The organism is Pseudomonas sp. (assembly GCF_036387035.1).
Lineage (GTDB): Bacteria > Pseudomonadota > Gammaproteobacteria > Pseudomonadales > Pseudomonadaceae > Aquipseudomonas.
This window is the reverse complement of record NZ_DASVUM010000175.1, coordinates 1-9,419: the sequence shown is the minus strand read 5'-3', so window position 1 is coordinate 9,419 and position 9,419 is coordinate 1. Positions and strand designations below refer to the sequence as shown.

At 63.3% G+C, this 9,419-nt stretch carries 10 protein-coding genes; 8 read left to right on the top strand and 2 right to left on the bottom strand.

The window, feature by feature from the left end; translation table 11 throughout:
- The 5 genes from VF672_RS16845 to VF672_RS16825 all read left to right on the top strand — a co-directional run.
- Positions 1-346 (top strand): hypothetical protein (locus VF672_RS16845; RefSeq protein ID WP_331105696.1); only part of this gene is annotated, 346 nt, incomplete at its 5' end.
- Between the two features lie 153 nt (positions 347-499).
- Positions 500-1,405 (top strand): sugar ABC transporter permease, encoded by a 906-nt coding sequence (locus VF672_RS16840; protein ID WP_331105695.1) that lies wholly within the window; start codon positions 500-502, stop codon positions 1,403-1,405.
- Position 1,406: 1 nt separating this feature from the next.
- A complete protein-coding gene (locus tag VF672_RS16835; RefSeq protein WP_331105694.1) occupies positions 1,407-2,273 on the top strand; it encodes a carbohydrate ABC transporter permease in 867 nt (288 codons plus the stop codon).
- A 58-nt stretch (positions 2,274-2,331) separates the two neighbouring features.
- Entirely contained in the window at positions 2,332-3,312 is a 981-nt protein-coding gene (locus VF672_RS16830) for a sugar-binding transcriptional regulator (RefSeq protein ID WP_331105693.1), read from the top strand.
- A 21-nt stretch (positions 3,313-3,333) separates the two neighbouring features.
- Positions 3,334-4,053 carry an SDR family oxidoreductase gene (locus tag VF672_RS16825; RefSeq protein WP_331105692.1) on the top strand — a complete coding sequence of 240 codons (720 nt, stop codon included), beginning with the start codon at positions 3,334-3,336 and terminating at the stop codon, positions 4,051-4,053.
- Between the two features lie 76 nt (positions 4,054-4,129).
- Here the strand turns inward: VF672_RS16825 and VF672_RS16820 are convergent, their stop codons facing one another.
- The gene (locus tag VF672_RS16820; protein ID WP_331105691.1) at positions 4,130-4,849 is read right to left on the bottom strand and encodes a dienelactone hydrolase family protein; all 720 of its coding nucleotides are present in this window, start codon (positions 4,847-4,849) and stop codon (positions 4,130-4,132) included.
- Positions 4,850-4,980: 131 nt separating this feature from the next.
- On the bottom strand, positions 4,981-5,508 hold the full coding sequence (locus VF672_RS16815) for a sterol desaturase family protein (protein WP_331105690.1): 528 nt from the start codon (positions 5,506-5,508) through the stop codon (positions 4,981-4,983).
- A 202-nt stretch (positions 5,509-5,710) separates the two neighbouring features.
- On the opposite strand from VF672_RS16815, the gene ppnN reads away from it, so the two are divergent.
- The 3 genes from ppnN to VF672_RS16800 form a co-directional block, all read left to right on the top strand.
- Entirely contained in the window at positions 5,711-7,084 is a 1,374-nt protein-coding gene (ppnN, locus tag VF672_RS16810; protein ID WP_331105689.1) for a nucleotide 5'-monophosphate nucleosidase PpnN, read from the top strand.
- A gap of 215 nt (positions 7,085-7,299) precedes the next feature.
- Positions 7,300-7,893, top strand: a complete 594-nt coding sequence (locus tag VF672_RS16805; RefSeq protein WP_331105688.1) for an N-acetyltransferase — start codon at positions 7,300-7,302, stop codon at positions 7,891-7,893.
- 81 nt (positions 7,894-7,974) lie between these two features.
- Positions 7,975-9,419 (top strand): AvrE-family type 3 secretion system effector (locus tag VF672_RS16800; RefSeq protein WP_331105687.1); only part of this gene is annotated, 1,445 nt, incomplete at its 3' end.

The following is a 9,419-nucleotide window of genomic DNA, read 5'->3' as shown; positions in this document are numbered from 1 at the left end:
GGCGGCGTGGCTGTTCATTCAGTGGGTCACCTCCGAAGCCATGGCCAAGCCGTACCTGGAAGCCGGTGGCGTGAGCGGGCGCATGTCGGTGTACAAGGACGCCGAGGTGCAGAAGAAGTACCCGTTCGTGCAACCGATGGTGACCTCGTGGGAAGGCGGCGTGCCTGACTATCGCCCTCGCTTCCCGCAATGGCCGGAAATTTCCGAAGTGGTCGGTGAAAACGGCACCGCGATCATGCTCGGCAAAACCAGCGTAGAAGCCGGCGCCAAGGCAATCGGCAGCCGGATGGAAGAGATCCTCAAGAAGGCGGGGTATTACGACGGCAAGGCCAAATTGCTGAAGTGACGGCTGACCACGCTCCGTGGGAGCCGGCTTGCTGGCGAATGCGACTTGTCTGACACCGCTGCGGTGAATGACACACCGTATTCGCCAGCAAGCCGGCTCCCACAGGGATCAGCGTAATGCCGCGAGATGTCCGCACACTCGAGACTCACCTCCATGACCAACAGAAAAAAACCGCCGTTCCCGACCCTGTGGAACAACACCCGCGCAGCTTTTGCTTTTCTGGCACCGGCCACGGTTGCCCTGGCCCTGATCGGGATCTTTCCGACGGTGTTCGCGCTGGTCAATTCGTTTCGTCAGTACAACCTGGCGCGGCCCAGGGACGCGACGCCTTTTATCGGCTTCGACAACTACCTCAACGTGCTCTACGACGCGTCGTTCTGGGCCGCGCTTGGCAGAACCGGGCTGTTTCTGATTGCCGTGGTGCCGATCCAGTTGGCGCTGGGGCTGATCATCGCGCTGATGCTGCACAAGCCCGGGCTCTCGGGTTTCAAATTGCTGGCGCGCATGAGTCTGGTCATCCCGCTGGCCACGGCGCCCGCCGTGGCCGGACTGATAGGACGGCTGATCTTCAACCGTGATTTCGGCGTGGCCAACGCCCTGCTCTCGATGGTCAATGCCGGACCGGTCGAATGGCTGGGCGACACCACCAACGCGTTTATCGCTGTGGCGCTGATGGACATCTGGCAATGGACGCCCTTCTGCGCGCTGGTGTTGCTGGCCGGGCTGACCATGGTGCCCAACGAAATCGAAGAGGCTGCGCGCCTGGAAACCCGCAGCCGCTGGCAGATCGTGCGTTACGTGCAGCTGCCGTTCCTGCTGCCCAGCGCGACGGTGATCCTGATTCTGCGCACCGCCGACATCCTCAAAATGTTCGACACCGTGTTCACCATGACCCGCGGCGGGCCGGGCGCGGCGACCGAGCTGGTCAGCGTGTACATCCAGCGCATCGGTTTTCGTGTGTTTGATCAAGGCGTCGCCTCGGCGCAGGCGATCCTGATGCTGATCCTGACTATCGTGCTGGCCCGGCTGTACATCAAATTCGTTTATCGGGAGATCTGACATGGCCACCGCCGCGACTGCAAAAAACCCGGCCTCCCATGCCTTCGCCCGGCCACGGGCCAGGGTCAATGCCTGGCACCTGGTGGGTCTGCTGGCGATCTTTGTGTTTGCGGTGTTTCCGTTTTACTGGATGGTCGCCACCAGCCTCAAGACCCAGGCCGAAGCCCTCGCCTCGCCGCCGATCTGGGCGTTCACGCCGCACCTGGATAACTACGTGAAAGTGCTGTTCGAGCGCGACGTGTTGCACAGCCTGGGCAACTCGCTGATCGTCGCGGTCAGCACCACCGTGCTGGCCGTCGGGCTAGGCACGCCCGCCGCTTACGCCCTGGCGCGGTTTGAATTCAAGGGCAAGGAAGACTTGTGGTTCTGGTTCATCACCAACCGCATGCTCAGCCCCATCGTCGTGGCGCTGCCGATCTTTCTGATGGCGCGAACCATGGGCCTGATCGACACCCATCTGGTGCTGATTCTGGTGTACCTGACCTTCAACCTGCCCATCGTGGTGTGGATCTGCACCGATCAGTTCCGCGGCGTGCCGAAGGACCTGGACGAAGCCGCGCGGCTGTCGGGCGCGTCCCGTTTCACCATCTTCTGGCGCATCGCTTTGCCACTGGCGATGCCGGGAGTGGCGGTGTCGGCGATTTTCTCGTTCATCTTTTCCTGGAACGAGTTGCTGTACGCGCTGGTGCTGACCCGCAACACCGCCCGCACCGCGCCGGTGACCGCCACCAGTTTCATGAGCGGCTACGATTTGCCCTGGGGCGAGATCATGGCGACCGGCACATTGATTGTGTTTCCGGTGATCATTTTCGCGCTGATGGTTTCCAAACACCTGGTACAGGGGTTGACCATGGGCGCGGTGAAGTAGCCGTGAATCAGCCTTGATAGAGACGCCCCGCTTGACCGGCCACAGTAAGGACACCGCCGTGCAGAATCGTTACCCGGAAACGAGCGCTCACCCCGAACCGGTAAACCCCGAGGACCAGCTCAACATCCGCATCGCCTGGTCGTATTACGTCAACAACATGACCCAACAGCAGATCGCCGACCGGCTGGGCATCACCCGCGTGCGGGTCAACAAGGCCCTGGCCACCTGCCGCGAGACCGGCGTGGTGCAGATTCGCATCACCTCGCCGCTGGCCGCGTGCATTGAACTGGAGGACCGCCTTCAGCAGCGCTTCGGCCTGCGCCGCGTCACGGTGGTGCCCTCCCCGGACGACCCGTCGACGATCTTTCGTGTGCTCGGTGTCGGCATCGCGCCGAGCATCGAGGAATACCTCGTCGACGGCAGCATCGTCGCGGTGGGCTGGGGCCGCACGTTGCGCCAGGCGGTGCGCGAACTTTCGGCGCGGGCGCTGCCGAACCTGACTGTGCTGTCGTTGCTGGGCGGCCTGCATTACGGCTCGGCCAACAACACGGTCGAGATCGCGTCGAGTTTCGCCGGGCTGTTCGGCGGCGCCTATTACTACCTCGCTGCGCCGGTCTTTGCGCCGTCCGAGCAGTACCGCGACATGTACCTCGAAGAGGCCTCGGTGCAGGCGGTGCTCGGCAAGGCGCGGCAGGCTGACCTGGCGCTACTGACCGTTGGCGATTTGAGCGAGCGCTCGCTGATGCTGGAACTGGGCCTGGTGAATGCGCAGGACGCGCAGTCCCTGCGTGAAGCCGGCGCGGTGGGCGACCTGCTCGGCCGCTGGCTGGACCGCGACGGCCACGAAGTCAGTCACCCGCTCAACCGCCGTGCTGTTTCCCTGGACCTGGAAGACCTGCGGCGGATCAAAAAAGTCGTGCTGGTCTCCGGAGGCCCCTACAAGGCTGAAATCATTCGCGCGGTGCTGCTGCGCCAGTTCGTCCATGAGCTGGTGATTGACGAGAGCGCTGCTCGCCAACTGCTGGAACACGACAACTGATTCACTCTTGGAGCGATCGCGATGGCCGATCATGACTTTGGCGGCAAGCGGATTCTGGTCACCGGCGCGGGCAAAGGCATTGGCCGGGAAACCGTGCAGTGGCTGACGCGATGCGGCGCGCAGGTCATTGCCATGGGGCGTAACCCTGATGACCTGGCCTACTGCGCGCAGACACTGGTGGCGGACCTCGCTGACGTGGCCATGACCCGCTCGGCCGTGGCCTCGGTGTTGCCCATCGACCTGCTGGTCAACTGTGCGGGCGTGGTCGAGCTGGAGTCGTTTCTCGACACAGCGGTCGAGACGTTCGATCACTTGATGGCGGTGAACACCCGGGCGCCGATGGTCGTGGCTCAAATCGTCGCCCGCGACCTGATCGCGCGCGGCGTACCGGGCGCCATCGTCAACGTCTCGAGCCTCGCCGCGGCGGTGGGCACCCGGGATCATCTGGCCTACTGCGCGTCGAAAGCGGCGCTGGATGCCATGACCCGGGTGATGGCGGTCGAGCTTGGGCCCCACGGCATTCGGGTCAACAGCGTCAACCCGGTGGTGACACTGACGCCGATGGCAGACAAGGCCTGGAGCGACCCCGTCAAAGCCGGCGCCATGCTGTCGCGCATCCCTCTGGGCCGTTTCGTACAGCCCGGGGAAATCGCGGCGACCATCGCGTTTTTGCTCAGCGACGACGCCGGCATGATCAACGGCGTGACGCTGACCGTGGACGGCGGTTTCAGCGCCGGTTGATGCGCGCCGCCAACCACACCGCTGGCTGCGCGGTCAGCCCCTGCCCATCCCCTTATTCAGCACCGCTAAGCCCTGCTCAGCCCCACAATGTCCGGCCAAAGAACGTCAGCGTACGGTCCATGGCCAGTTGCGCCCAGACCGGGTCGTATTGCGTGCCCGGAATGCGGCCGGGCCCGACGGCTGTTTCGTTGGCGAAGGCGTGGTGCGCCAGGTAGCGGTGGAATTCCAGATCGACGCCGCCTTCACTGAGTTTGGCTTCGAGCTGGTCGACGGTTTCAGCCGGGAAGAACTCGTCCTGGGTTCCCCAGTGCGCCTGCACCGGCACCTTGATCGCCGCAGGGTCGAGGAACTCCAGCGGCGGTGCGCCGTAAAAAACCACGCCGGCCGACAGTTCAGGGATGAAGTTCAGCGCCAGCAGGGTCAGTGCGCCGCCCATGCAGAAACCGGTGACACCGACTTTCTGACTGTGGCCCTTGAGGTAGTGCACGGCGCCGCGAATATCCTGGGTGGCGGCGTCGGCGAAATCGAGCTTGTCCATCAGGTGATGGGCTTCTTCTTCCTCCACGGTGACTTCGCCACGGTAGAGGTCAGGCACCAGCGCCAGATACCCCGAGGCGGCAAGCCGGTCGGCCACGCCACGGATCTGCTCGTTGAGCCCCCACCATTCCTGGATCACCACCACGGCCGGCGCGCCTTCGGTTTTGGCCGGGGTGGCCAGGTAGCCGCTGACTTCCTTGCCGTCCGGGCGTTTGAACGTGATGGTCTTGCCCGTTGCCTGAGTCGATGCTTGAGTCATGGGGTTCTCCAGAAAGGACATACGATTGAATTAACAGCCTGAGACGACTGGCCTGCAGTTCTACGACAGCAACGCGACGCTGAACAGCGTGACGCGCATGAAATTAATCACACGTTCGACGGATAACCCGCTCAGCCGTTCTGCAAATCCCGGCCCATGGCCGTGCTGCCGGTGTCGCCGCAGCGCGTGTCAGGTGAGGCAGACCGATGGGCGCGCAGCTGCTTGCTCAGGGTGGCGGCCGAAGGCGCATACAGAAAGCCGAACGATACGCTGTTGCGCCGGCCTTTGATCGCGTGGTGCGCCAGGTGCGCGTGGTAGAGCCGCTTGAGGTAGCGGCTGCGCGGCCGAGGTCGAACGGGCCAGTGGCGGTGGACCATGCCGTCATGAAACAGCACGTAGATCAGGCCGAACGCCGCGACGCCGGCGCCCACCCATTGCAGCGGATCATGGCCGCTGTTGCCGGCGACGATGAGCGCGATTGCCACCAGCCCCAGCGCCAGCAGGTAAAGGTCATTGGTCTCGAACGCGCCGAGGTGTTCTTGGTGATGGGACTTGTGCAGGAACCAGCCCCAGCCGTGCATGACGTACTTGTGGGCGAGAAAGCCGACCCCTTCCATGGCGACAAGGGTGCAGAGAAAAATCGTGAAGTTGAAGATCATAGCGTCGGGAAGGCCGATGGGTCGTGGCGTCGACGTGCAGCATACCGGGGTCGGGGGAAATTTCCAGAATCGCGCTCACAACGTTTGCTTTCCTGACCAACCGATGTAAAAAATGGCCCCATGGGTGAGCGCCGCTGGCGTTCATTGTATTCGTGCCCGGCCCCCTCTCGTGGCGGCCGGCACCGCTTTCAAGGAATCAAGCATGGCTACAAGACACGTCATTAACGCTTCGGTCAGCCCCAAGGGCAGCCTGGAAACCCTGTCGCAACGTGAAGTCCAGCAGCTCAGCGCCGCGGGCTCCGGCAGCATCTACACCCTTTTCCGCCAGTGCGCCCTGGCCATTCTCAACACCGGCGCCCACGTCGATAACGCCAAAACCATTCTCGAGGCCTACCAGGACTTCGAAGTGCGCATCCATCAGCAAGACCGTGGCGTACGCCTGGAACTGCTGAACGCCCCGGCCGACGCCTTCGTCGATGGCGAGATGATCGCCAGCACCCGGGAAATGCTCTTCAGCGCCTTGCGTGACATCGTTTACACCGAAAGCGAGCTCGACAGTCAGCGCATCGACCTGAGCAGCTCACAGGGCATCACCGATTATGTGTTCCACCTGCTGCGCAACGCCCGCACCCTGCGCGCCGGTGTCGAGCCGAAAATGGTGGTCTGCTGGGGTGGCCACTCGATCAACACCGAAGAATACAAATACACCAAGAAGGTCGGCCATGAGCTGGGCCTGCGCAAACTGGACATTTGCACCGGGTGCGGCCCCGGCGTGATGAAAGGCCCGATGAAGGGTGCGACCATTGCCCACGCCAAGCAGCGCATCACCGGCGGCCGTTACCTGGGCCTGACAGAACCGGGCATCATCGCGGCCGAAGCGCCGAACCCGATCGTCAACGAACTGGTGATTCTGCCGGACATCGAGAAGCGTCTGGAGGCCTTCGTGCGCGTGGGCCACGGCATCATCATTTTCCCGGGCGGCGCGGGCACGGCGGAGGAATTCCTTTACCTGCTGGGCATCCTCATGCACCCGGAGAACCAGGACCTGCCGTTCCCGGTGATCCTCACGGGCCCGCAAAGCACTGCGCCGTATCTGGAGCAATTGCACGCCTTCGTCAGCGCTACCTTGGGCGAAGAAGCACACAAGCACTACCAGATCATCATCGACAACCCGTCGGAAGTGGCCCGGCAGATGACCCTAGGGCTGGCCTCGGTGCGTCAGTTCCGTCGCGACCGCGCCGACGCATTCCACTTCAACTGGCTGCTGAAGATCGAAGAGAGCTTCCAGCGCCCTTTCGATCCGACCCACGCCAACATGGCCAGCCTGCAACTGCGCCGTGACCTGCCGCCCCACGAACTGGCGGCCAATCTGCGTCGGGCGTTCTCAGGCATCGTGGCGGGCAACGTCAAGGACAAGGGCATTCGCCTGATCGAGGAACACGGCCCGTACGAAATCCATGGCGACGCCGAAGTGATGAAGCCGCTGGACCAGTTGCTGCAAGCCTTCGTCGAGCAGCACCGGATGAAATTGCCCGGCGGCGCGGCGTATGTGCCGTGCTATCGAGTGGTGTCCTGACTTTACTGACGCACCAATGTCTCGCATCCCCTAACCGACATCCGGCGGATTCCCACGCTGGCTGGAATAAACCAAGCTCCTGTGGGGGCCGTCTTGCTGCAGGCCGCGAACGGACGAAGGCGTCCGTCCAGATACCTTAATGGCGAATGAACCCTCCCATTCGCCAGCAAGCCGGCTCCCACGGGTGTGAGGTTCTCAATCCCATGGAATGCCTCATGATCCACATCCGCCCCATGAACGCCGACGACTTCGAGGCTTTCTGGCCCACCTTCAACGCCGTGGTCCGGGCGCAGGAAACCTACGCCTACGCCCCCGACCTGACCTTTGAACAGGCCCGGCACCTGTGGCTGGAATACCCGCTGCACACGATGGTCGCCGAAGAAGACGGCGTGCTGCTCGGCAGCTATTACCTCAAGGCCAATGCTGCCGGGCCCGGCAGCCATGTCAGCAACTGCGGCTACATGGTCACGCCGGCGGCAAGGGGTCGCGGCGTCGCGCGCCTGATGTGCGAGCACTCCCAGCAGCAGGCGGTGGACAGTGGTTTTTCGGCCATGCAATTCAATTCCGTTGTGGCGACCAACGAAGTCGCCGTCGCGCTCTGGCAGAAACTCGGCTTCGAAGTGGTGGGCCGCCTCCCCCGCGCCTATCGCCACGCCCGGTTGGGGCTGGTGGACTGCCTGGTAATGTACAAATGGCTGGCTGACATGCCGGCCTCGCGCAAAGCCAAAAGTCCGTTGCTGATCGGACGCAAGAACATTGAGTCGGTCATTTCGCGGCCCCGTCGCAAGCCCTCGCCCGGGACAGCCTGAGCTTTGGAGATAATCGGGAACTGACCGCCTGCCTGACGCCACTCACCCTGCAAAGCACTCACTTGCATGGACGGCGTCAGGATGTCTCTACCTCCAGTGTCCCTCGGCCGGACGACGAATGTCGGCAGTGCCGCGCTCAACCCTTCTGCACCCGCAGCTGCCGGACCCGCGCAGCGTAAAAATATCCTCGCGCGCATGGCCACCGCCAGCCGATCAACACTGGAGAGAAGCCGGAATTTCACCGGTGGCCTGTTCAAAGCCCGACCGGGAGACGCCTCGTCAATCCCGCGCAGCGCGCCTGCTGCGAACACGCACCCTGCCGCCACCGCGTCCTCCTCAGCACAGACGCCTGCGCCGGCACAACCAGGCGGCCCGGCAACCACCGCTCCGACGGCCGCCCAGCCACACGCCATGGCGCTGACACCCCGACTCAGCATGGCGCTGCACAATCAAAAACTGGTCGTTGGCGCGCCTGGCCAGACCAATCGCACCGAGCGCCTGCTCGAGAGCATTCTGAGCAAACACGACCAGCGCTATCAGGGCCTTGCGGAGCTCAATCAAAACGCGGAAAAAACCGAATACCTGATGGTCGATACGCAGCACCGGTTGCTGCACGCCCATGCCAGCGATGCGGCCATCTCGTTGTTCAAAAGCAGTGAGAACCGGCCGAACCGCGCCTCCCATGTGGCGATGCCCACCGATGCCCATCGCGCGCAGATCACCGGCGTGCACACAGACACCGGCAACACGGCCTGGCGGATTCACGAAAATAAGCTGTACGCGTTGCAAGGGGGCCAATGGCAGGAGAACACCCAAGGTGCAACGCTGAAAACCCTGCACAACATCGGGGGCGGCCACCTGTTCGGGCTCAACGACACAGGCAAGGTGTACTCGCTGAATGATCTGAATACGCCGCTGCCTTTCGAGCACAAGGTCACCGCGCTGGGACGCTCGCAAAATGGCGAGCTGATGGCGCTCAGCGAAGACACCAGCGGGCAGCACTTGCTTGCGCAGCGCAATGCACTAGGGCCGGACGTGCACGACGTACATCACCTGATCGCGCCCACCGGCACCGACAACGACGAGGCCATGAAGCCCACATCGGTGGCAATCGCCGGGCAGCGTCTGCTGGCGACGACGGCGTCGGGCAAGCTGCTGCAAGCGACCATGCCCACCGTCGCGGAGCGGCAACAAACCAGGTTCGTCGCAGGCGAACTCGTGCTCGAGGAAGCGCCGCCTTCGAAGGCGCTGCAAGCGGCCTTTGGCAACCACACCCTCAGCGACTTCTTTCACGATGAAGCAAACGTCTTGCATGCCCGGGTCAAGGATAAGCAAGGCCTGGAGCACAGCGCCGCATGGGATCACCAAAGACAGGACTTCGTCCCCGGCTGGTCCATGGCGCCGCTGGTCATGGACCGCCAGCGCGGCTTGCCGGTCCTGACACCTGACGCCGCCGCGCAGATCCAGCTGCCGCGCGGCAAAATCGCCAGCCACGACAACACCCTGCTGGTGCAAGACCCGCGCAC

Coding starts and splice junctions, on each gene's coding strand:
- ppnN (WP_331105689.1), top strand. CDS start 5,711: ATGGCTACAAGACACGTCATTAACGCTTCGGTCAGCCCCAAGGGCAGC.
- VF672_RS16820 (WP_331105691.1), bottom strand. CDS start 4,849: ATGACTCAAGCATCGACTCAGGCAACGGGCAAGACCATCACGTTCAAA.
- VF672_RS16835 (WP_331105694.1), top strand. CDS start 1,407: ATGGCCACCGCCGCGACTGCAAAAAACCCGGCCTCCCATGCCTTCGCC.
- VF672_RS16805 (WP_331105688.1), top strand. CDS start 7,300: ATGATCCACATCCGCCCCATGAACGCCGACGACTTCGAGGCTTTCTGG.
- VF672_RS16815 (WP_331105690.1), bottom strand. CDS start 5,508: ATGATCTTCAACTTCACGATTTTTCTCTGCACCCTTGTCGCCATGGAA.
- VF672_RS16840 (WP_331105695.1), top strand. CDS start 500: ATGACCAACAGAAAAAAACCGCCGTTCCCGACCCTGTGGAACAACACC.
- VF672_RS16825 (WP_331105692.1), top strand. CDS start 3,334: ATGGCCGATCATGACTTTGGCGGCAAGCGGATTCTGGTCACCGGCGCG.